We start from the raw sequence: 21,457 nt of genomic DNA, 5'->3' as shown, positions 1-21,457 counted from the left end.
CCCGAGCCAAGGCGCATGCGGGTGTTTTGGTGGGGTCGAGCCTTAACGCGCGCTCAGTTCGGGCGATAGCGACGCTGGTTGCAAGGCCAGCGGAACAAAATCAATAACCGTGGGAGGACTAAATGAAAGAAGCACTTATCAGTCTTGTTGCCGTCGGCACGCTCGCAACAGCTACGATTGCGAGCGCCGAGGAGGTTAAAATTGGTGTCGAACTGGGCTTCACGGGCCCGCTGGAATCGATCGTGCCTTCGATGGAGAAATCGGCACAGATGGCGGTTGTGGAGGCGAATAACTCGAAGACGTTTCTCGCCGGGACACCTGTCAAAATCGTCACTGGCGATTCAACCTGCATCGATAGCGCCGCGGCAATCGCGGCCGCTCAGCGGCTGATAACGTCGGAGCGCGTGGCCGCGATCGTTGGCCCGGACTGCTCGGGGGTGACGGGAGCCGTTCTGCAATCGGTTGCTCGTCCCAACGGCATCGTCATGATCTCGCCCGATGCCACTTCCCCCGCCCTGACCACCGCTCCGGACGACGGCTTGTTCTTCCGCACCGCGCCGTCCGATGCGCGGCAGGGCGAAGTCATGGCCAGCGTAATTCTCAAGCGCGGCGTCAAGTCGGTTGCACTGACCTACACCAACAACGACTACGGCAAGGGTCTCGCCGACAGCTTCAAGGCTGCTTATGAAAAAGCAGGTGGCAAGGTAACGATCACCGTGCCTCACGAGGACAGCAAGGCCGACTATTCGGCCGAGGTTGGCACGCTTGCATCCGCCGGAGGCGACATGCTGGTAGTCGCAGGCTATGTCGACAAGGGCGGCAAGGGTGTGATCCAGGGCGCTCTCGACGCGGGAGCCTTCGACAAATTCTATCTGCCCGATGGCATGTATGGCGATAGCCTTCTGAAGGCGATCGGCAAGCCGATGAACGGCTCCTTTGGGGATGTGCCGGGTATCGACAGCCCTGGTCATGCAAAGTTCCTGGAGATGACCAAGGCTGCGGGTTTCGACGGTACCTCGTCATATACCGGCGAGACTTATGATGCGATGGCACTCATTCTTCTTGCCATGCAGGCGGCAAAATCGCCGAAGTCTGCCGACTTCAAGGACAAGGTGATGTCGGTCGCGAACGGCCCCGGCGAGAAAATCTACCCCGGTGAAATCGCAAAAGGGCTGAAGCTTCTGTCCGAGGGAAAGCCAATCGACTACGAAGGCGCGACGGGCGTCAAGCTCGTCGAGCCTGGCGAATCCGCGGGAAGCTACCGCGTCTATTCGATCAAAGACGGCAAGCAAGTCACGGACTACTACGCGCAATAGGTGCTTAACCTGGTGTCGTTTGAACGGCCGCATGTCGGCCGTTCACCTGCCAATTGGCCCCGCTTGCCGCCTTGCCGGCGAGAAGCGAGGGACCGGAAGGAAAGTAGTCCGCATGATTATCGTCGAAGACTTGCACAAAAACTTTGGCGGGTTCCAAGCCGTGCGTGGGGCCTCGCTGGAGATCGCCAAAGGCTCGATCACCGGTCTGATCGGGCCGAATGGCGCGGGCAAGACCACGCTTTTCAACGTTATCGCTGGAAGGCTGCCTCCGTCCTCCGGCCGCGTCTTCATGGACGGTGAGGACATCACCGGGTTGTCGCCTCACGAGCTCTTCCACAGCGGTTTGCTGCGGACCTTTCAGATCGCGCATGAGTTCGGCGCGATGACAGTGCGCGAAAACCTGATGATGGTCCCGAGCAACCAGAAGGGCGAGACACTGTGGAACACCTGGTTCCGCCGACGCGAGATCGCCAAAGAGGAACGCGCGCTTGCGGAGAAGGCCGATGCGGTGCTCGACTTCCTGACTATCTCGCACCTGGCGCATCAAAAGGCCGCGAACATCTCGGGCGGGCAGAAAAAGCTGCTCGAACTCGGACGCACCATGATGGTCGACGCCAAGGTCGTCTTTCTCGACGAGGTCGGCGCAGGCGTCAATCGCAGTCTTCTGAACACCATCGCCGATGCGATCGTGCGGCTCAACAAGGAGCGCGGTTACACATTCTGCATCATCGAGCACGACATGGATTTTATCGCCCGGCTCTGCGACCCCGTCATCGTCATGGCCGAAGGTAAGGTGCTCGCCAAAGGATCTGCCGCGCACATCATGGAGAATGACGCAGTCATTGAGGCTTATCTCGGCCGGGGCCTGAAGAACAAGGTCAAAGCCCATGCTTGACGCGACCGTCCTTTCGAAGCCCGGCGAGGTAAAGCAGCGCTCGCTCGTTTCCGGAATGTTTTGGCGTCTGATGTCAATTTCTGACCGAACGAAGGCCATGACATCTGATAGCGGATCTTCGCAGTTGCGCGCTGATCAACACTCTACCCCCGGTCTCGGTCAACCGACGGGTGCGGCCGAGAGTGGAGGTGGTGCCAGTGCGCCATTCCTCGTTGGCTCTGCGATGACAGGCGGTTACGGCACAGTCGACATTCTCCAAGGCTGCAGCATTTCGGTGAATAAGGGCCAGGTGGCGGTGATCGTGGGACCGAACGGTGCCGGCAAGTCGACCGCCATGAAAGCTCTCTTCGGCATGCTCAAGCTTCGCGCCGGCCAGGTGAAGCTCAATGGCGAGGACATCTCCGGCCTGTCGCCACAGGATCGGGTTGCCAAGGGCATGGCTTTTGTTCCGCAGACGTCAAACATTTTTACGTCGATGACGGTCGAAGAGAACCTTGAAATGGGTGCCTTCCTGCGTCGCGATGCAATCCAGTCGACGATGGACCAGATCTACGAGCTGTTCCCGGCACTCAAGAACAAGCGTCACCAGCCGGCTGGAGAACTCTCAGGGGGACAGCGCCAGCAGGTTGCGGTTGGCCGCGCGTTGATGACACAACCCAAGGTGTTGATGCTCGATGAGCCGACGGCGGGCGTATCGCCTATCGTTATGGACGAACTCTTCGATCGCATCATCGAAGTGTCCCGTACGGGCATTTCTATTCTGATGGTAGAGCAAAACGCGCGCCAAGCGCTCAACATCGCCGACAAGGGTTATGTGCTCGTCCAGGGAGCCAATCGCTACACCGACACCGGAGAAGCGCTGCTCGCCGATCCGGATGTCCGCAAGACCTTCCTGGGGGGCTGAGCGACATGAATTTCCTCAACTCTCTGGTTGCGTTGTTAAATTTCGTAGTCATCCCGGCGACGTCCTACGGATCGCAACTGGCTCTGGGTGCGCTCGGTGTGACGCTGATCTACGGAATACTGCGCTTCTCGAATTTCGCGCATGGCGACACCATGGCTTTCGGGACTGCGATTACAGTCCTGATAACGTGGTGGCTTCAGTCGAAGGGAATTGGCTTAGGCCCACTGCCGACGGCACTGCTGGCACTTCCCTTTGGAATTCTCATCACGGCGACGCTTCTCCTGTTCACCGACCGCGCTGTCTATCGTTTCTACCGTGAGAAGAAGACCGCTCCGGTGGTGCTGGTCATCGTGTCCATGGGGGTCATGTTCATTATGAACGGGGTGACCCGCTTCATTATTGGCGTGCAGGACCGCAATTTCGCCGATGGGCAGCGATTTATCATCGACACGATCCAGTTCCGCGAGATGACCGGCCTCAAGGAGGGATTGGCGCTGCGCACGACCAGCGTGATTACCTTTGTCACGGCTGTCGTCGTGGTCGCGCTCCTGTTTTGGTTCTTGAACCGCACTCGTACCGGCAAGTCGATGCGTGCGTTCTCCGACAATGAAGACCTCGCCCTCCTGTCAGGCATCAATCCCGAACGCGTGGTGATGGTTACCTGGCTGATCGTCGCGGCACTCGCCACCGTTGCCGGCGTGCTCTACGGACTCGACAAGTCGTTTGCGCCCTTTACCTACTTCCAGCTTCTACTGCCGATATTTGCCTCTGCGGTCGTCGGAGGGCTCGGCAATCCGGTTGGTGCGATCGCCGGCGGTTTCGTCGTCGCGTTCTCCGAAGTCACGCTCACCTACGCATGGCGCAAGGTACTCGGCTACATGCTGCCGGCGGACCTGGCCCCGCACGGGCTCGTCCAGCTTCTGGCCACCGAATACAAGTTCGCGGTCTCCTTCGCGATCTTGGTGATTGTGCTTCTGCTTCGACCGACGGGGCTATTTAGGGGGAAATCGCTATGAGTTCGACGTTTCGTTCGACCCTCTTTTTCCTGGCTGTCGCCGCGCTCTACTTGCTTGCGGGTATTTTCCAGAGCTGGTCTTTGGCCATAACCATCCTCAACGATAGTCTGATCGTTGCAATCATGGCGCTCGGCGTGAACATGCAGTGGGGATATGCTGGCCTCTTCAACGTCGGCGTAGCAGGCTTTTTTGCTTTGGGCGGACTTGCGGTCATACTGGTCTCGAAGCCGTTTGATGCCGCCGCCTGGTCAGCAGGCACGCCTGCCATTCTGCTTGCGCTGGTTCTCGGGGCTGTCGGCATCTTCATCGCCACCCAAATCCGCAGCCGGATGGCCCGAGGCCCTAAGCGCATTGGTGCGATGATTGCAGTGTTGCTTGTCGGCTTGGTCGCGTTTCGCACCATCTTCGATCCGGCGGTAATTTCGGTCGAAGCGATCACGCCTGCATCTACCGGCAATATCGGCGGTATGGGTCTTCCGATCCCTATGTCCTGGCTCTTTGCAGGAGTGCTTGCGGCAGCCGCCGCTTTCGCAGTCGGAAAAATCGCATTGGGGCTACGCTCCGATTATCTCGCCATCGTGACGCTCGGCATCAGCCAGATCGTCATCGCGATCATGATGAATGAGGACTGGCTAGATCGCGGCGTGAAGAACGTCACCAATATTGGCCGATGGCCAGTGCCCGAAGAAGTCGCTTTGCAACAACAGCCGTGGTTCGCCTCACTCGCTCAATCGGTGGGCATGGATGTCCGCGCCGGTTCCACGGTCTTTGTCGGACTGTGTTTCGCGGGACTTTTCACGGCTGTGCTCATCATCGTACTTACGTTCGCCGAGCTTTCACTGAAGTCGCCCTGGGGTCGCATGATGCGGGCGATCCGGGACAATGAGGTCGCGGCTGAGGCGATGGGCAAAGACGTTAAGCGCCGACACTTGCAGGTTTTCATACTGGGCTCGGCGGTGATCGGCGTTGCGGGTGCGCTGTATGTGACGCTGCACGGGTTGCTTTCCCCCACGAGCTACAACGATCCCCTTCGTTACACCTTCCTGATCTGGGCCATGGTGATCCTGGGCGGTTCTGGGAACAACTGGGGTTCCGTGCTGGGAGCACTGATTGTCATGCTCGTTTGGGACGAGGCGGAAAGTCTTGGTCCCGCACTATTCAGAACCGCAACCGCGTTGCTGGATGATGGACCGCTGAAGCAGCATCTGCTCGACGCGGCGGTGCAGACGCGATTGCCGATCGTGGGCCTGGTACTTCTCCTGGTGATGCGATTCCGGCCAGCGGGGCTGGTGCCCGCGAAGGGCTAAACGCCAAAACCAGATCAACAATCCGATACCGCATTTAGACAACCCCGGTCCTGGAACAGCAGCAGGCGAGCGAAAGCCAAATGTCAGAGCAGCACGACAACAACATTGCGGGTGTCGCCGTCGACGGGGAAATCCTGTCACGTCTGTCACCGAACCGGATCGAGGCTATGAGCAGGGAGGCATCGGAGCTCTCGGCAGCAGTATCGAGAACGCCGCTTCCCCCTCATGCCGAACCTTCGTCCTTTCTGCGCGCAATGACGTTTTACGCTTCCAAGGTCGGTCAATGAAGACGCTCGCGGAACTTTCATACGCCATCAAGACACGCAGGATTTCTTCGGAAGAAGCCGTCGGCCGTGCACTCGGCGCCGCTGATAAATGGCAGCCTCGTTTGAATGCTTTCCGTGCGACTTACCCTGAGTCCGCGGCCCTGCTCGCCAGGCAGATCGACAATGCCAGCGAGGAGAAAGCGACAAAGCCTCTTTGCGGGGTGCCTCTCGCTCACAAAGACATGTTCGACTATCCGGGGCATCGTTCCTCTTATGGATCTCGCATACCACAAGAGGTCCCGGCCAAAACCGCGGCGACCGTAGTTGATCGCCTTGAAGCGGCGGGAACGGTTACGGTCGGGTTTCTCTCGATGGCCGAGTTCGCACTTGGTCCCACCGGACACAACACTCCCTTTCGACACTGCCGCAACGCGCGCGATCCCGAGCGGATCAGCGGAGGCTCATCGGCAGGATCTGGAGCCGCAGTGGGTGCCGGTATCGTGCCGGCGTCACTCGGATCTGACACCGGTGGTTCGGTGCGCATCCCGGCATCGGTCAATGGCATTACGGGGCTAAAGCCTACACAGGCACAGCTCAGCCGTGCCGGTGCGATGTTGCTTTCACCATCACTTGATTGCGTCGGGACACTAGCCCGCAGCGCCGAGGACTGCGGAATACTGATGGCGGCCGCTTCAGGTCGCGATCTCCGCGATCCCACTGCGCTTTCGGGCGCATTCGCGGGCAATGGTGTTTTTGATGGCCGCGCGGCCGACCCGGGCAAACTTCGGCTTGGTTTTCCGAAGGATGTCAGCGATGTAGATAGCGACGTGCTGATCGCGCTCACGGGCGCCACGCTCGATCTCGAACGAGCTGGCGTTGCGATCGACGATGTCGAACTTACCGATGTCAGTCATTTGCACAAGCTCGCAGACGTTATCCAGAAGGCCGAGTCCGCCGCCGTCCATCGCGGGCGCCTCTCGGAGCGCGGCGCTGACTATACGCCCCATATTCGCCGGAGGATCGAACCTGGCTACTTCGTGTCCGCCGCGACCTACATTGACGCTCTGTCGCAGCGGGAATTGTGGCTCCAGCGATTTGTCGAGGAGACGCTTGCGAAGGTCGATGCCTTGATTGTGCCGACTGTCGGGGTTGCCGTTCCGACTGTCGAGGAAACCGACGAGGAATTGCTGGGCGCAATGCCTGATCTCGTCGGCCGTATGACCCGATGGACCCGCTGGCTCAATTATCTCGGCGTGCCTGCTTTGACAGTGCCGTGTGGGCGCGACCGCAATGGAATGCCCGTTGGAATGCAGATCGTCGGCCGTCCGTTCTCGGAGGCTCGTCTCATCGAAATCGGCATGCTGTTCCAGACCCTCACGGACTGGCACCTCGATGTACCCGACCTCTTCTCGGATCCGCCACGGACGAGCACACGACAGGATCAGATCGAAAATAGGCAACACGCATGATAGTCAAGGACGTTATCTTCGCGCCAGGCATGGGCGCATTCTTCTACGATGACCAGGCCGCCATCCGCGCGGGTCGTGACACAGACGGCTTCGTCTACCTTGGCGCGCCGATCACCCCGGGGTTCGACACTGTCCGCAAGCCTGGCACCTCGCTTGGCATAGGGCTTGTACTCGGCCAGGGCACGACGGCTTGGGGCGACATGATGAGCGTTCAGTACGCCGGAGCAGGCGGGCGCGACCCGTTGTTCGATCCCGTCACCGCCCAACGATTGTGTGAAGAGGTTCTACTTCCGCGGCTGAACGGTTTGGACGTCACGGACTTTCGGGCTGCCTGCCGGGTCGTTTTGGCCGCTCTTCCCGGCGGAAAGCGCCTGCCACTTTCGATCGAATATGGCGCAAGCCAGGCGCTGTTGGCTGCTGCTGCAGCGGCGCGCAAGGTGACGATGGCCGAAGTCGTGGCGGCGGAATTCTCCTGTCCAGTCGTCGCGAGGCGGGTCCCGATTTACGCACAAAGCGGCGACGATCGGCGCAACAACGTCGACAAGATGATCCTGAAATCAGTCGATATTCTGCCGCATGGCCTTATCAATTCCCGCTCCAAGTTTGGCGAGCGGGGAGAAGTGTTCCTTGAATATGTGGACTGGGTCGCGCGACGCGTCGAGCGGCTCGGCCAACCTGCGTACAAGCCGGTACTCCATTTCGACGTCTACGGATGGGTGGGGCTCGGGCTCGGGCTCGATGTCGATCGGATCGCGGATTTCATGGCGCAAGCCGCGGAGCGCGCGGCGCCCTTCGATCTCCAAATTGAAAGCCCTGCCGACTTCGGCAGCCGCCAAGGTCAGATCGACGGCTTCATCATGATTATGGAAGCGCTTGCTCGAAAAGGATGTCGAGCGAAGATCGTCGCCGACGAATGGTGCAATACGCTCGATGACGTCAGAGCCTTCACTTCGGCCGGTGCCGCTCACCTCATCCAGATCAAGATGCCGGATGTGGGCAGTATCGCCGACAGCGCAGAGGCCGTGCTGCTTTGCAAGCGCCACGGCATCGGCGCCTATCTGGGAGGAAGCTGCGTCGAAACCGATCTTTCGGCCCGCATAGCAGTCCACATCGCAGTAGCGACCGGCGCCGACATGATCCTTGCCAAGCCAGGCATGGGTGTCGACGAGGCGATCTCGATCGTCGGCAACGAACAATCGCGCCTTCTCGCTGAACTGACACGGAAAGAGGCAGCTAACGTTAGAGGGCAGGATCACTGATGCAGGATGATCTCAAAGGCTTGACTGTCGTAGCGATCGAACAGGCGGTCGCGGCACCTTATGCGACATGTCGCCTCGCGGATGCCGGCGCACGGGTCATAAAGATCGAGCGGCCGGATGGCGGCGACTTTGCTCGCCACTACGATCGATTGGTCGAAGGGCAAAGCGCATACTTCATCTGGCTCAACAGGGGCAAGGAATCGGTCTGTCTTGACCTGAAGTCCCCGGCCGACGCGGCGCTGCTGAAGACGATGATCCTGTCGGCGGATGTCTTCATCCAGAACCTCAAGCCCGGTGCGCTCGATAAACTTGGTCTTCGTTCCGCTTCGCTCCGCGCCGAGAACCCCCGCTTGATTACCTGCGATATTACCGGATTTGGCACCGAAGGGCCACGCGCCGGCCTCAAGGCCTACGACCTTATCGTACAGGCAGAGAGCGGCCTATGCGCCATAACCGGAACCGTCGCGGGGCCGGCCCGCGTGGGGGTATCGGTTTGTGATATATCTGCCGGAATGACAGCCCATGCGGCAATCCTCCAGGCGCTGGTTGCCCGGAACCGTACCGGCAGGGGGCGTTCGATCCAGGTGTCGCTGTTCGATAGCATTGCCGACTGGATGAATGTTCCAATATTGCAGTACCTCTATGGCGGCCAGGTGAGCTCGCGGAGCGGTGTCGCTCATCCAAGCATCGCACCTTACGGAGCATTCGCCTGCAGCGACGGCTCCCAAGTCATCTTCTCCATTCAGAACGAGCGGGAATGGCGACTGCTGTGTGAGCAATTCCTGGAACTGCCGGACCTCGCGCGCGATCCCCGGTTCAGAGATAACAGCAGCAGGGTAGCCAATCGCCCTGAACTCGACCAACTGATTGCGGAGCGCTTCTCGCTGCTCGATGTTGATGTGGCCGTTCAGCGCCTTGAAGACACAGGCATTGCCTATGGCCGATTGAACGATCTTCACGAGGCGTCTGCCCATCCCCACCTGCGGTTTGTCGAGGTGGCTACGGAGACTGGCGAAATCCGCGTCATAGCGCCGGCTGCCATCGAGGACGCCATCGCGTTCCATGCCCGTCCGGTCCCGCCACTCGGCGAACATACGGCGGCGGTGCGACGCGAGTTCGCGACGGCGTTGAGCGCATGACAGGGAATGTGCAAGTGCGCCGCGCATGGCGGTCGCTGTTGTTCGTGCCGGGCAACCAGGCTCGCCTGCTTGCCGGCGCGGCAAAGAGAGGTGCCGATGCTGTCGTTGTCGATCTCGAAGACAGCGTTCCCGAAGCTCAAAAAAGCACAGCGCGCGATGGGTTCGCTGCCGCGCTCGCCCGGAACGAATGGCATGATTGCGACCTGCTCGTTCGAATAAACAACCTCCCGGATCGGTGTGAAGCAGATGTGATGGCGGCGATCCAGGCCGGTGCAAACGGTATCGTCGTTCCCAAGGCGGAAGATGCTGACAGCCTCAACCGTTTTTCCGATTTGCTCGGCAAAGCGGAAAAGGGGTGCGGCCGTGCCAGCGGTGCTACCGTTCTCGTACCCTTGGTTGAAACACCCGGCGGCCTGTTCCGCTTGCGGGAGATCGCCGCAGCAGCCCGCGTGGCGGCCATTGCATTCGGTGATGAGGATTTGGCGCTGGCACTTGGCTGTTCAGTCGAGTCCAGCACCCTGGCGACCTACAAGCATATGCTGATTGTTGCTGCGGCTGAAGCTGGTTGCCAGCCGCTTGGGCTCGGGGCCAGCATCACGCAGTTTGGCGATCTTCAAGTGTTCCGCGCTGGTGCGATGGCGGCACGGTCGTGGGGAATGACAGGTGCGTTTTGCATACATCCGGCCCAGGCCGCGGTCCTCAACGAAGTTTTTGCTCCAAGTGAGGAGGAAGTTGAGCACGCAAGAAACATAATACGCCATTTCGAAACTGGGAATCGGAACGGCCATGGCGCCGTAGCCTACAACGGCACCATGATCGACTGGCCCGTCGCTGCTCGCGCCTTTCGAATTCTGGAATTGGCAGGGTCTACACAAAGTCGCGCGCTTTGCGGAACAGGCAGATGATCGTCATTCGCGAAAACGACCTCCGCCAGAGTATCAGGGATGCCTTCCAACTGATCTCGTTTGCCCATCCAAGGGATTTCGTCCGTCATCTCGCCGCGGCATGGGAGCGTGAAGAAAGTCCACTCGCCAAGAGTGCGATGGGCCAAATCCTGGTCAATTCTCGAATGGCACTCCTAGGCCGGAGGCCCATTTGCCAGGATACGGGTGTTGCCAGCGTCTTCTTGCGCGTCGGCATGAATGTCCGCATCGATACAACCCGCGCGCTCGAAGACATCATCAACGACGGTGTACGGGCTGCCTATTGCGACGATGCAAATCCGTTGCGTTCTTCCATAGTCGATGATCCGCTCTTCGGCAGAAGCAACACGCACGACAACACGCCTGCAATTGTTCACGTGGAGCTGGTTCCCGGCGACACGGTTGAGGTTTTTGCCGTGGCGAAGGGGGCCGGCTCTGAGAACAAGACAAAGTTCGCCGTGCTGCTGCCGCGTGATGACGTTATTTCCTGGATAGTGGATCAAGTTTCGCACATGGGAGCTGGCTGGTGTCCGCCAGGCGTGCTCGGAATTGGCATAGGCGGCAACGTCGAACGCGCCATGCTCATGGCGAAAAAGGCGCTGCTCAGCCCACTTGACATGCATGAGCTCGTGGCAAGGGGAGCTGCGGATCGGCTCGATGAGATGCGCCTTGAAATATATAACCGCGTGAACGCTCTCGGTATCGGGGCTCAGGGTCTTGGTGGAAATACCACGGTACTGGACGTCAAAATCCTTACGCAGCCCACTCATGCTGCTTCCCTCCCCATCGCGCTGATTCCCAACTGCGCGGCGCACAGACATGTTCATTTTGTTCTGGACGGATCTGGACCCGCGGAGCTTGAAGCACCATGCGCGGATGACTGGCCGCAGGTCGTCCTCGACCAAACCGGGATTGTTTCTCGACAGGTCGACCTGGACACACTCTCCCGCGAAGACGTGCAGTCGTGGCGCGCAGGCCAAACCCTGCTGTTTTCAGGAAAGCTGCTGACTGCCCGTGATGCCGCCCACCACCGGATTACCAGACTTCTCAGTTCTGGAGACCCGCTTCCGGTTCCACTTGCAGGGCGGGTGATCTACTACGTCGGACCGGTGGACGCCGCAGGAGACGAGATCATAGGCCCGGCCGGGCCGACGACCGCAAACCGGATGGACCCGTTCATGGGTACGGTCCTCGGTGCGGGCGGGGCTTTCGCTACGATCGGCAAGGGAGAGCGTGGACCCGGTGCCATAGAGGCGATCCAGAAGAATGGCGCCGCCTCGTTGATCGCTGTCGGCGGTGCGGCCTACCTGATCTCGAAATCCATTCGTTCCGCAAGGGTCGTGGCATTCGAAGACCTGGGGATGGAGGCGATCCACGAATTCGAAGTAAAGGATATGCCGGTCATCGTCGCTGTCGATGCCAGCGGTCGATCCATCCATGATACGGGTCCGGCAAAGTGGCGCCGGTCGTAGGTTCGTTTCAAGACAGTCGTCGGAGCGTATCGCTGATTTGGCTGGTTCGCAGCGCCGACCTCTGGGCAAGCATAGAAAAATTGGGCCTCTGCTTGGCAGGTAATCTCCTCTGCGTGCAGGCTGAACAATTGTTGTACGAGCACACTGAGCACTCTGACGAAGCGACGATCGAGTAGCGTTGCCGAAAGATCGCCCGAAAACTGGATGTCTGTGACTTCAGCGTCTTTCCATGCAGCAGAGACTGTCAGCCTGACAGTCGAGAGACACCCTCGTATCACCCTCCTGCGTTCATCGTCCGGGCGAAGGTCTCGGCGATTGCCAGAACGGCGGCGTGGATCGGCCCCGCAGTGAGACCGGGCATCACTGAAGCATCGACGACAAAAAGATTGTCGAGCGCTTTGAGCAGCAGGTCCGCGTCGACGACGGCATCGGTATCCTTGCCCATCCTCAAGGTGCCGCAGGGATGATGATGGGTGATCACCGCCCGCGCTATAAAATTGTCGATCTCGGCTTCGTCGTTCAGGGACGTCGGCAGAAGTTCGTGCTCGCGCCATTCGGCGAGTTCGTCCCGATGGCCGATCTCTCTTGCCGCTTCTAGAGCCTGGCGAAACAATGCCCGATCCCGGTCAGTTTGCAGATACGCTGGGTCGATGATCAACCGGTCGCCGAGTTCCGGCCCACTGATGCGCAGGCTGCCGCGGCTGGTCGGATGGGTGATGCCGAACAGCAGTGAGTAGGCTGTGCCGGCGGCAGGCGCCTGGAAGCGTTCGGATACGATCGGCGCAACGCCGCAACCGACGACGATTTCGGGCTGCCCGCCGGCGGTGAAATTGCCGGCGCGCATATAGGCCATCGATTCGGAATGTTGCAGTCGCGATGGCGGGACAGGCTTGCGGGCGGCATAGAGATTTCCGGCGCCCAAAAGATGGTCCTGAAGGTTGCGACCGATTTCCGGCATGTCGATCAAGCAATCAACGCCGGCGGCCTGGAGTATGTCGTGCGGGCCGATGCCCGAGCGCATCAGCAAGGCCGGACTTTCCAGCGCCCCGGCGCACAGCACCACCTGATCCGCAGAGACTTCGAAAGGGCTACCCTGCCGCCCCACGACTTCGAGGCTACGCACCTGATTGCCGTCCAGGGTAAGCCGCCGCACCAGCGATCCCGTCAGGATGGTCAGGTTTTCGCGGCTTCGAACAGCCGGCGTGAGCCAGGCATCGGCCACGGTTACCCGCTTCCCGTCGTGAATGTTCAGCGAGTTCGGCGTGACGCCAATCATCTGTCCGCTGTTGTGGCCTTCAAGGCGCGGCAGGCCGAGTGAAGCGCCGGCTTCGATGAACGCGCGCGCGACCGAGCTTATCTCGTTCGTCGGCAAATGTACGGGCATCGGCCCGCCCTTGCCGTAAAGGCCGTTGCCTCCGCGAGGGTGATCTTCGACGGCTTGGAAGGCGGACAGCAGTCCGTCCCAACTCCACCGGCGATCGCCAGTCGCGTCGACCCATGTCTGAAAATCCGAAGGATGGCCACGCATATAGCCCATCGCGTGCAGGCAGCTCGAGCCGCCGACCAACCGCCCGCGCGCCCAATGATGTACCCGGCCCGCAGTCCCGGCTTGCGGCTCCGTGCGATAATCCCAATCATAGCTGCGGCCCTGAAGCGCCGGCCAAGCGGCAGGGTTCCAGATATCCGGGTCCTTCGCTTCTTCGCCGGCTTCGATCAGCAGGACACGACGGGCAGGCTCCTCACTCAAGCGCGCGGCCAACAACGCGCCGGCCGAGCCGCCACCGACGATGACGACATCGGCATACAGTTTGCGCTCAACAGCCGCGTTGGTCATTGCCACTCCCTATTGCGCGTGCTGGCTCCGATAGCCGGCATGTCCGGCATCGCCACGGCAAGCCCCCGGCGCGCCGATCTCTGTTGAGCGGATACGCAATCCGCGACGTCAGGAAGGATTTCGAGACTTCAGACGGCAGTGCCACCTTCCGGTAAAACTCAGCCCGCACTATCCATGGATATCTTTGCCGCCGCCTTTGCCTTCAGAAGGTGTTTCTTCGAAGCTTTGCGAGCGGCCTTCTCATCGCCGGCGGCGATGGATTCATATATCTCCCTCATCTCCGCCAGGCTGCTTTGTGCTCTGCCCTCAAGGGACATCGACCGTCCCCGGAAGAAGCTGATCCTGGCCACCAGGCCACGATGGACTTCCTCTAGGATGGGATTGCCGCAGTTCGCCAGTATGATCGAATAGAAGTCCGCGGCGGTCGCAACCTGCGCCAGGCTGTCATGGCTGGCTGCCGCCTCCTCGAATGCGGAAAGGGACTTCTCGAGTTCACGCAGCTGTTCCGCTGGAATTCGTGACGCGCATCGTCCCGCCGCCTCGACTTCCAAAAGCTCTCGAACCTCGTAGATGGCGGTTGCCTCTTCCCACGAAAGCGCTGGCACCGACGGCCCGCGATTGGGTACGATCTCAATCAGGCGTTCGGCCTCGAGACTCCGCAATGCCTCTCTTAGCGAGGGGCGGCTGATGCCGAGCTGCGCGCACAGCTGGCTTTCGACAAGGCGGCTTCCCGGCTGGAACAGACCGGACAGGATGGCGAGCCGCAACTTGTCGACGGTCTCCTGCTGAACCGTTCGTGGCGAAATCCGCAAATTCAGATCTGGCGGCATTGGTTACGACTCATCGGCTCCAGGTCACAGTCCGGCGCATCATATGCGACGCCATCAATATTGGACAGCAGGAGCGGTCAGATTGTCAATTCTCAAGATTGCAAGAATGTCAGACAATCTTGTTGACGGGTCTTTGCTAATATGATCCTCTTGCCTGAGACGGGCCGCAACAAAAAGGGTTATAAACATGGCGGCAGACACACCTTCCGACCAGCCAGGCTTGCGACGTATCGATACGGGTCGCATCGTTTTGAATGTACGCGAGACAGGCAGCGGCCCGTCGCTGCTGTTCTTCCATGGCATCACGTCCAACTCCGCCGTTTTCACGCCCCTGATGGCGCGGCTCTCGGATCGCTTCACGACCATGGCGGTTGACCAGAGGGGGCACGGCCTCAGCGACAAGCCGGAAAGCGGCTACGAGGCCAATGACTACGCGGACGATATCGCCAGCCTGATCCGCACGCTCGACCGGGGTCCTGCCATCCTCGTCGGTCATTCGCTCGGCGCGAGAAATTCCGTCACGGCCGCAGCGAGATATCCCGATCTGGTGCGGTCGGTCATCGCAATCGATTTCACGCCCTATATCGAGACCGAGGCACTGGATGCGTTGGAAGCCCGGGTGAACGCCGGAAACCAGCTTTTCAAAGATGTCGCTGCCGTCGAAGCTTATCTTGCCGGTCGCTACCCGAACGTCCCCGTCGAGGCGATCAAGATTAGGGCCAAAAGCGGCTATCATGCGGTCGATGGCGGATTGCGCCCATTGGCGTCGCCCCCGGCCATGGCTCAGACCGCCAAGGGCCTGCGGGCAGACCTGACTCCGGCCTATCGGGAAGTGAAAAAGCCTGTCCTTATCGTTCGTGGCGAACTCAGCAAGCTGGTGTCGGCGGCCGCGCTGGCGAAGACAAGTCGGCTGCGGCCCGATCTGCCGGTCGTCGTCGTCCCGGGCGCCGACCACTACGTCAATGAGGTGTCTCCCGAGATCACCCTGAAAGCCATCACCAATTTCATCGATGCCTGACGGCCGAATAAGCCGTCTTCTTGTACGCAGGATCAGGATAGAAAATGGCCAATGTAAACAAAACTCCGGGAAAGGCTCGTCGTGCCGAGGTCGCCGGCGGCGGCTTTGCCGGCCTGACGGCTGCCATCGCTCTGAGGCAGAACGGCTGGGATGTCAGGCTGCACGAAAAGAGCTCGGAACTCAGGGCCTTCGGCGCGGGCATCTATCTCTGGCACAATGGCCTTCGCGTACTCGAGGGACTGGGCGCCCTGGATGATGTTCTCCAGGGCTCGCACACACCGCCGACCTACGAAACCTGGATGCACAACAAGTCGGTTTCCAAGGAGACGTTCAACGGTCTTCCCTGGCGCATCATGACCCGGAGCCATTTGCATGATGCGTTGGTCAAGCGCGCCCGCGCCGTGGGTGTCGACATACGAGCCAACTCCGAAGCGGTCGCCGCCGATCCGCAAGGCCGCCTGACCCTTCAGACCGGCGAAGTTCTCGAAGCAGACCTGATCGTCGGCGCCGACGGCGTTGGCTCCAAGGTCCGGGACTCCATCGGCTTCAAGCAGGATCGATGGGTTTCGAAAGATGGTCTGATCCGACTGATTGTTCCTCGCAAGAAGAAGGAACTCGGTCATGGCGAATGGGACAACACCATCGACATGTGGAATTTCTGGCCGCGCGTCCAACGTATCCTCTACTCGCCCTGCAATGAGAACGAGCTCTATCTGGGCCTCATGGCTCCGGCCGCCGATCCGCGCGGATCAGCGGTCCCGATCGACCTCGAAGTCTGGGTTGAGATGTTCCCCTTCCTGGAGCCGTGCCTGATCGAGGCGGCGAAGCTGAAAACCGCCCGCTACGACAAATACGAGACCACCAAGCTGGACAGCTGGACAAGAGGCAAGGTCGCTCTTGTGGGAGACGCCGCGCATGCAATGTGCCCGGCTCTTGCCCAGGGCGCCGGTTGCGCGATGGTCAATGCCTTCAGCTTGTCGCAAGACCTGGAGACAGGCTCCTCCGTCGAAGACGCGCTCCTCGATTGGGAGAAACGCATTCGCCCGACCACCGATCGCTGCCAGGCCCTTTCAGGCGACTATGCGGCGAACCGCTCGCTCTCGAAGGGGAACATGTTCACGCCGGCAGCCCTGGAAGCAGCCCGCTACGACCCGCTGCGCCGCGTCTATTCGTGGCCGCAGTAGGACCTGACAGGCTGATCAACAAATGACTTGGCGCGGCGGAAACTGCGCTCTCCCCAGGAGATGGAAATGAACTATTCGGTAGAAGTTGAAAAACACTACGAGGTGCGGGGCTGGTATTCCACCGTCCACGAGATCCGGCATGACGGCGGAGAGCCGGGCGATGTTCTCGTCAAGGCCGTGGTGGGGGTTGTCATCCGCAATCCTTTTGCCGGCAAATTTGTTGCTCAGTTGTCCGATCTGACGGACCCGAGCCCCGTCATCGGCCATGCGCTCGGCGAACGAGCGGCCGCGTTGCTCGGCGGCCGCAAGGTCGAGAGCTATGGCAAGGGCGGTATCGCAGGCACGGCGGGTGAGCAGGAACACGTCGTGGCGTGCATCACCACAGTGTTCGGAAATCCCCTGCGCGAGCAGGTCGGCGGCGGCGAAGCCTGGATATCGTCGGTCAGCAAGGTCGGTTCCGCCGGCACGGCCATCGATATTCCGCTCGCCCACAAGGATGAGCTCTACATCCGCTCCCACTACGACGCCGTCACCTTTTCGGTGCCGGATGGTCCGCGCCCCGATGAGCTTCTGATCTGCGTCGCCGTCGCATCGGGTCCGCGCGTGCATCAGCGTGTCGGGGGCAAAACCGTCGCCGACCTCGAGACCGCCGTCTAGCTCGATCGATATTGCTTAAAGGACAATTTTTATGCCCCTGAACATCAAGGACCTCAAGATTACCTCGGCGGATTTCCAGCCACTCGGGAAATTGCGCGACGAGCATGCCGGCGACAAGGGCAACGTGTTGCCGAGGCTGACCGTCAGCGGCGTCCCGGCGGGCGCGAAAGAACTTGCGGTCATCTGCCACGATCCGGACGCCCCCTTGCCCAACGGTTTCACGCATTGGGTCGTCTACGGCATCGATCCGTCGACCACCGATCTTTCGAACGTGCAGGAAAAGTTCCGTGTGGCACCCAACGGCGCCGGCAACGCGTTCTACTACGGGCCGCAGCCGCCCGCTGGCCATGGCCCGCACCATTACTACTTCTGGGTCTATGCCCTGGACACGAAGGTCGAAGGGATGCCCAGCCGGGAGGAATTCCTCCAGAAATATGCCGGAAACATCATCGAGCAAAACCGGATCGTCGGCATCTACCAAAATTAATGAACGGCGCGGTCTCGGCGGTCAAAAACAAGAAGAAAGATCGAGACCGCCGCTTAATGGGAGAATTTGGATATGAAAGACAGCAGTCCCGCTCGCCGGAAGGTTTTCGAGGAACTGGTTACAGCGACGAAGATCCTGTTGAACGAAGGCATTCTGGACACGTTCGGGCACATCAGTGCCCGTGACCCAGAGGATCCTGAAAGTTTCTTCCTAGCTCAGAAACTTGCTCCGAGCCTGATAACGACAGCCGACATCCAGCGTTTCAATCTCGACGGCGAGACCTCGGACAATCGGCCGTCCTATCTGGAGCGCTATATCCACAGCGAGATCTACAAGGCGCGGCCGGACGTTCAGTGCGTGCTCCACAGCCATTCCCCGGCCGTCTTGCCCTATTGCTTCACGGATCAGCCGCTGCGTCCGGTGACCCATATGGGTGCATTTCTCGGCGAGAGAGTTCCGGTCTACGAAATTCGCGACAAGCAAGGTGACGCCACGGATCTTTTCGGGGGCAGCCCGAGCGTCTGCCGGGATATCGCCGAAAGCCTCAGCGACCGGCCCGTGGTCCTGATGGCGCGGCACGGCGTCGTCAATGTCGGCACTTCTGTCCGGCAGGTGGTGTTCCGGGCTTTCTATCTCGAGCAAGAGGCCGCGGCACAGACCGCCGGCCTGCGGATCGGCACGATCAAGTATCTGTCGCCGGGCGAGATCAAGGCAGCGGGAAACCTGGTCGGCGCCCAGATCGATCGAGGATGGGATCACTGGTCGGAGCGCCTCAGGCAAGCGGGCCTGGGCTAGCGTCCACGGGCTTTTGAGCACTACCTGGAAAAGCTTGGTCTCTGCCAAGGCTTCCAGCCCAACCTCAATAATTCTCTGACGCCATGGCGTCGGGCGAAGGCAATGAAACCATGCCGCACGCGGAAAGCTACGATTACGTTATCGTTGGGGCCGGATCGGCCGGTTGCGTGCTCGCCGACCGGTTGAGCACCGACCCGCGATGTTCGGTGTTGCTGCTCGAGGCCGGCGGCTGGGATCGCGACCCGATGATCCACATCCCGCTTGGATGGGGCAAGATCTTGACCGAGCGCCGCCATGACTGGATGTATTTCTGCGAACCGGAGGACAATGTCGGCGGACGCAGGGTTGAGTGCGCGCGCGGCAAGGTCATTGGCGGGTCGTCGTCGACCAACGCCATGGCCTATGTGCGTGGCAATAGAGGCGACTACGACCGATGGGCTTCTAGCGGGCTCAGCGACTGGTCATACGATAAAGTCCTGCCATATTTCCGGAAGCAGGAACGTTGGGAAGGTGGCGAGGACCGCTTTCGTGGTGGCTCAGGCCCGCTCAACACCCAGTTCTGCCGCTACAAGGACACGCTGATCGACGCCTTTGCGCAAGCCAGTGTGCAGGCAGGCTATGCCCAGACCGACGACTACAATGGCGAGCGGCAGGAAGGTTTCGGCCGCCTCCAGATGACCATCTCGAAAGGTCGACGCAGCTCGACTGCTTCCGCCTATCTGAGGCCGGCCATGAAGCGGCCGAATCTGACCGTGCTGACCGGAGCGATGGCGACGAAGATCGTCCTCGAAGGCACGCGTGCCGCCGGGGTGACGATCAATCATCAGGGCCGCGAACGGACGGTCGTCGCCCGCAGGGAAGTCCTGCTCTCGGGCGGCGTGATCAACACGCCGCAACTGTTGATGCTGTCTGGCATCGGGGCACCGGACGAGCTGGCGGCGCATGGTATCCAGACACGGGTCAATCTGCCGGCAGTCGGCAAGAACCTGCAGGATCACGTCTCGGTCATTCTGATGTACCGGCGCAAGACACCGGGTCCGTTCCTGCGCAACATGCGCGCGGACCGGATCGGGCTGGATTTCGCCAAGACCTATCTCACCGGCCAAGGCTTTTCGGCAGATGTGCCCGGCGGGGTCGTTGCATTCCTGAAAAGCGGTCCCGAGCGGCCGCTGCCGGACGTCCAACTGCTGTTCACGGCGGCTCCGCTCGCCGCTTGGCCGTATTTCAAGCCGTTCAAAGCGCCGTTCGCCGATGGTTTCGCGACGCGGATCGTGGCGACGCAGCCAGAGAGCCGGGGGACGGTGAAGCTGGCCTCGGCCGACCCTTCCGCCGCGCCGCTGATCCACCAGAACTTCCTCGCCTCGCCGAAGGACTGGCAATCGCTGCGCGCCGGCTTCCGGGTGGCAAGGGACCTTGCGGCCCAGCCCTCCATGCAGCCCTTCATCGAGGCGGAGTTCTTCCCCGGTCCCAAGTGCCAGAGCGACGACGAGATCGACGAGCACATCCGCAAGACCTCCATCACCGTGCATCATCCGGCCGGCACTTGCCGGATGGGCGCCGACGCAGCCTCGGTGGTCGACCCCGAACTGCGTCTTCGCGGCGTCAGCGGCCTTCGCGTGGTGGACGCCTCCGTCATGCCCGACCTGGTCTGCGGAAACATCAATGCGGCGGTCATCATGATTGCCGAGAAAGCCGCGGACCTCATCGCGGCATCAAAAGCAACAACGGAAAGCAGGGCAGCGTGATGATCCAGCGTATCGCCATCATCGGTCTGGGTACTATGGGACCAGGCATGGCCGCCCGGCTCGCCAGAGGCGACCTTCAGGTGACCGCCTATGATGTGGCCCCGGCAGCGATCGAGCGCGCACGCGCCATGCTGGGCACTGCGGAGGGCGTTCTCGACGCCCTGGGCATCGCGCCGCCGCCGGCAGGCGTTGGAACGGTTCGGTTCACCGACGATCTCGGCGAGGCAGTCTCAGGCGCCGACCTTATCATCGAAAACGTTCCCGAAAACATTGTGGTCAAGGCCGATGTCTATCGCGCCATCGACGGCCTGATCGCATCGGACACGATCGTTGCATCGGACACCTCGGGCATTCCGATCACCCAACTACAGGCGCATATCTCGCATCCAGAGCGCATGGTGGGGATGCATTGGTCGAACCCGCCGCACATCATCCCGATGATCGAGGTCATCGCCGGCGAGAAGACGGCGCCGCAGACCGTGGCGACGATCCGCGACCTGATCCGCTCGATCGGCCTGCTGCCGGTGGTGGTGAAGAAAGACGTTCCGGGCTTCGTCGAGAACCGCGTACTCTACGCGCTGTTGCGCGAGGCGGTCGACCTCGTCGAACGCGGCGTCATCGAACCGGAAGATCTCGACACCTGCGTCTCCTGGGGCATCGGCTACAAGATCGCCGTCGTCGGTCCGATGGCGCTGCTCGATATGGCGGGGCTGGATATCTACAAATCCGTCTCGTCCTTCCTGAACGCCGACCTTTCCAATCGCGACGACGTGGCGCCGATGGTGCTGGAGAAAACCGGCGCTTCGAAGCTCGGCATCAAGTCGGGCGAAGGCATGTTCTCCTACACGCCAGAGCAGACAAAGGCCCTGCAAGCCGACCGGGCGCGCAAGCTCGTCGCGGTGCGGCGCATCCTGGAAGGCCGGGAGTAGCCGATGGCTCAC

Annotated in this window: 19 protein-coding genes; 17 read left to right on the top strand and 2 right to left on the bottom strand. The window is 60.7% G+C overall.

The window, feature by feature from the left end; translation table 11 throughout:
* The first annotated feature begins 122 nt into the window (after positions 1–122).
* The 10 genes from AB4136_RS03760 (at position 123) to AB4136_RS03715 (ending at position 11,966) form a co-directional block, all read left to right on the top strand.
* Positions 123–1,316: an ABC transporter substrate-binding protein gene (locus AB4136_RS03760; protein WP_024924991.1), complete on the top strand. Its 1,194-nt coding sequence runs from the start codon at positions 123–125 to the stop codon at positions 1,314–1,316.
* Between the two features lie 112 nt (positions 1,317–1,428).
* Positions 1,429–2,211, top strand: a complete 783-nt coding sequence (locus AB4136_RS03755; RefSeq protein ID WP_024924990.1) for an ABC transporter ATP-binding protein — start codon at positions 1,429–1,431, stop codon at positions 2,209–2,211.
* 223 nt (positions 2,212–2,434) lie between these two features.
* On the top strand, positions 2,435–3,115 hold the full coding sequence (locus tag AB4136_RS03750; protein ID WP_036254119.1) for an ABC transporter ATP-binding protein: 681 nt from the start codon (positions 2,435–2,437) through the stop codon (positions 3,113–3,115).
* A gap of 5 nt (positions 3,116–3,120) precedes the next feature.
* Complete coding sequence (locus AB4136_RS03745; RefSeq protein ID WP_024924988.1) at positions 3,121–4,131, top strand: branched-chain amino acid ABC transporter permease; 1,011 nt, start codon at positions 3,121–3,123, stop codon at positions 4,129–4,131.
* Positions 4,128–5,438, top strand: a complete 1,311-nt coding sequence (locus AB4136_RS03740; RefSeq protein ID WP_024924987.1) for a branched-chain amino acid ABC transporter permease — start codon at positions 4,128–4,130, stop codon at positions 5,436–5,438. Before AB4136_RS03745 ends, AB4136_RS03740 begins: the two co-directional genes overlap by 4 nt.
* A gap of 283 nt (positions 5,439–5,721) precedes the next feature.
* Positions 5,722–7,173: an amidase gene (locus AB4136_RS03735; protein ID WP_024924985.1), complete on the top strand. Its 1,452-nt coding sequence runs from the start codon at positions 5,722–5,724 to the stop codon at positions 7,171–7,173.
* Entirely contained in the window at positions 7,170–8,432 is a 1,263-nt protein-coding gene (locus AB4136_RS03730; RefSeq protein WP_024924984.1) for a methylaspartate ammonia-lyase, read from the top strand. Before AB4136_RS03735 ends, AB4136_RS03730 begins: the two co-directional genes overlap by 4 nt.
* Positions 8,432–9,571 (top strand): CaiB/BaiF CoA transferase family protein, encoded by a 1,140-nt coding sequence (locus tag AB4136_RS03725; protein ID WP_024924983.1) that lies wholly within the window; start codon positions 8,432–8,434, stop codon positions 9,569–9,571. The genes AB4136_RS03730 and AB4136_RS03725 overlap by 1 nt, the downstream gene beginning before the upstream one ends.
* On the top strand, positions 9,568–10,476 hold the full coding sequence (locus tag AB4136_RS03720) for an HpcH/HpaI aldolase/citrate lyase family protein (RefSeq protein WP_024924982.1): 909 nt from the start codon (positions 9,568–9,570) through the stop codon (positions 10,474–10,476). Before AB4136_RS03725 ends, AB4136_RS03720 begins: the two co-directional genes overlap by 4 nt.
* A complete protein-coding gene (locus AB4136_RS03715) occupies positions 10,473–11,966 on the top strand; it encodes a fumarate hydratase (protein ID WP_036254121.1) in 1,494 nt (497 codons plus the stop codon). The genes AB4136_RS03720 and AB4136_RS03715 overlap by 4 nt, the downstream gene beginning before the upstream one ends.
* Before the next feature lie 274 nt (positions 11,967–12,240).
* On the opposite strand, the gene AB4136_RS03710 is transcribed toward AB4136_RS03715, so the two are convergent.
* Entirely contained in the window at positions 12,241–13,800 is a 1,560-nt protein-coding gene (locus tag AB4136_RS03710) for a GMC family oxidoreductase (RefSeq protein ID WP_024924979.1), read from the bottom strand.
* A 158-nt stretch (positions 13,801–13,958) separates the two neighbouring features.
* Complete coding sequence (locus AB4136_RS03705) at positions 13,959–14,630, bottom strand: GntR family transcriptional regulator (protein ID WP_024924978.1); 672 nt, start codon at positions 14,628–14,630, stop codon at positions 13,959–13,961.
* A gap of 181 nt (positions 14,631–14,811) precedes the next feature.
* Between AB4136_RS03705 and AB4136_RS03700 the strand changes: the two genes are divergently transcribed.
* From AB4136_RS03700 to fhmpcd1, 7 genes are all read left to right on the top strand, one after another.
* A complete protein-coding gene (locus AB4136_RS03700) occupies positions 14,812–15,648 on the top strand; it encodes an alpha/beta fold hydrolase (RefSeq protein ID WP_024924977.1) in 837 nt (278 codons plus the stop codon).
* Between the two features lie 44 nt (positions 15,649–15,692).
* On the top strand, positions 15,693–16,832 hold the full coding sequence (locus tag AB4136_RS03695; protein WP_024924976.1) for an FAD-dependent oxidoreductase: 1,140 nt from the start codon (positions 15,693–15,695) through the stop codon (positions 16,830–16,832).
* 66 nt (positions 16,833–16,898) lie between these two features.
* Positions 16,899–17,489, top strand: coding sequence for an amino acid synthesis family protein (locus AB4136_RS03690; protein WP_024924975.1), 591 nt, complete (start codon positions 16,899–16,901; stop codon positions 17,487–17,489).
* Positions 17,490–17,520: 31 nt separating this feature from the next.
* On the top strand, positions 17,521–17,976 hold the full coding sequence (locus tag AB4136_RS03685; RefSeq protein ID WP_024924974.1) for a YbhB/YbcL family Raf kinase inhibitor-like protein: 456 nt from the start codon (positions 17,521–17,523) through the stop codon (positions 17,974–17,976).
* Positions 17,977–18,048: 72 nt separating this feature from the next.
* A complete protein-coding gene (locus tag AB4136_RS03680) occupies positions 18,049–18,771 on the top strand; it encodes a class II aldolase/adducin family protein (protein WP_024924973.1) in 723 nt (240 codons plus the stop codon).
* A 110-nt stretch (positions 18,772–18,881) separates the two neighbouring features.
* A complete protein-coding gene (locus AB4136_RS03675; RefSeq protein WP_024924972.1) occupies positions 18,882–20,516 on the top strand; it encodes a GMC family oxidoreductase in 1,635 nt (544 codons plus the stop codon).
* Positions 20,516–21,445 carry a 5-formyl-3-hydroxy-2-methylpyridine 4-carboxylate 5-dehydrogenase gene (gene fhmpcd1 / locus AB4136_RS03670; RefSeq protein WP_024924971.1) on the top strand — a complete coding sequence of 310 codons (930 nt, stop codon included), beginning with the start codon at positions 20,516–20,518 and terminating at the stop codon, positions 21,443–21,445. The genes AB4136_RS03675 and fhmpcd1 overlap by 1 nt, the downstream gene beginning before the upstream one ends.
* Positions 21,446–21,457 lie beyond the last annotated feature (12 nt).

The sequence above is a fragment of the Mesorhizobium sp. 2RAF21 genome (assembly GCF_052115345.1).
GTDB lineage: Bacteria > Pseudomonadota > Alphaproteobacteria > Rhizobiales > Rhizobiaceae > Mesorhizobium > Mesorhizobium terrae.
Note: the sequence above shows the minus strand (reverse complement) of the source record. Positions and strands in the feature narration are given on the sequence as shown.

Bases quoted from the DNA above. Each gene is read 5' to 3' on its own strand.
- AB4136_RS03755 (WP_024924990.1), top strand. From the start codon at position 1,429: ATGATTATCGTCGAAGACTTGCACAAAAACTTTGGCGGGTTCCAAGCC.
- AB4136_RS03730 (WP_024924984.1), top strand. From the start codon at position 7,170: ATGATAGTCAAGGACGTTATCTTCGCGCCAGGCATGGGCGCATTCTTC.
- AB4136_RS03675 (WP_024924972.1), top strand. From the start codon at position 18,882: ATGCCGCACGCGGAAAGCTACGATTACGTTATCGTTGGGGCCGGATCG.
- AB4136_RS03760 (WP_024924991.1), top strand. From the start codon at position 123: ATGAAAGAAGCACTTATCAGTCTTGTTGCCGTCGGCACGCTCGCAACA.
- AB4136_RS03705 (WP_024924978.1), bottom strand. From the start codon at position 14,630: ATGCCGCCAGATCTGAATTTGCGGATTTCGCCACGAACGGTTCAGCAG.
- AB4136_RS03745 (WP_024924988.1), top strand. From the start codon at position 3,121: ATGAATTTCCTCAACTCTCTGGTTGCGTTGTTAAATTTCGTAGTCATC.
- AB4136_RS03735 (WP_024924985.1), top strand. From the start codon at position 5,722: ATGAAGACGCTCGCGGAACTTTCATACGCCATCAAGACACGCAGGATT.
- AB4136_RS03725 (WP_024924983.1), top strand. From the start codon at position 8,432: ATGCAGGATGATCTCAAAGGCTTGACTGTCGTAGCGATCGAACAGGCG.
- fhmpcd1 (WP_024924971.1), top strand. From the start codon at position 20,516: ATGATCCAGCGTATCGCCATCATCGGTCTGGGTACTATGGGACCAGGC.
- AB4136_RS03715 (WP_036254121.1), top strand. From the start codon at position 10,473: ATGATCGTCATTCGCGAAAACGACCTCCGCCAGAGTATCAGGGATGCC.
- AB4136_RS03695 (WP_024924976.1), top strand. From the start codon at position 15,693: ATGGCCAATGTAAACAAAACTCCGGGAAAGGCTCGTCGTGCCGAGGTC.
- AB4136_RS03680 (WP_024924973.1), top strand. From the start codon at position 18,049: ATGAAAGACAGCAGTCCCGCTCGCCGGAAGGTTTTCGAGGAACTGGTT.
- AB4136_RS03685 (WP_024924974.1), top strand. From the start codon at position 17,521: ATGCCCCTGAACATCAAGGACCTCAAGATTACCTCGGCGGATTTCCAG.
- AB4136_RS03710 (WP_024924979.1), bottom strand. From the start codon at position 13,800: ATGACCAACGCGGCTGTTGAGCGCAAACTGTATGCCGATGTCGTCATC.
- AB4136_RS03720 (WP_024924982.1), top strand. From the start codon at position 9,568: ATGACAGGGAATGTGCAAGTGCGCCGCGCATGGCGGTCGCTGTTGTTC.
- AB4136_RS03750 (WP_036254119.1), top strand. From the start codon at position 2,435: ATGACAGGCGGTTACGGCACAGTCGACATTCTCCAAGGCTGCAGCATT.
- AB4136_RS03690 (WP_024924975.1), top strand. From the start codon at position 16,899: ATGAACTATTCGGTAGAAGTTGAAAAACACTACGAGGTGCGGGGCTGG.
- AB4136_RS03740 (WP_024924987.1), top strand. From the start codon at position 4,128: ATGAGTTCGACGTTTCGTTCGACCCTCTTTTTCCTGGCTGTCGCCGCG.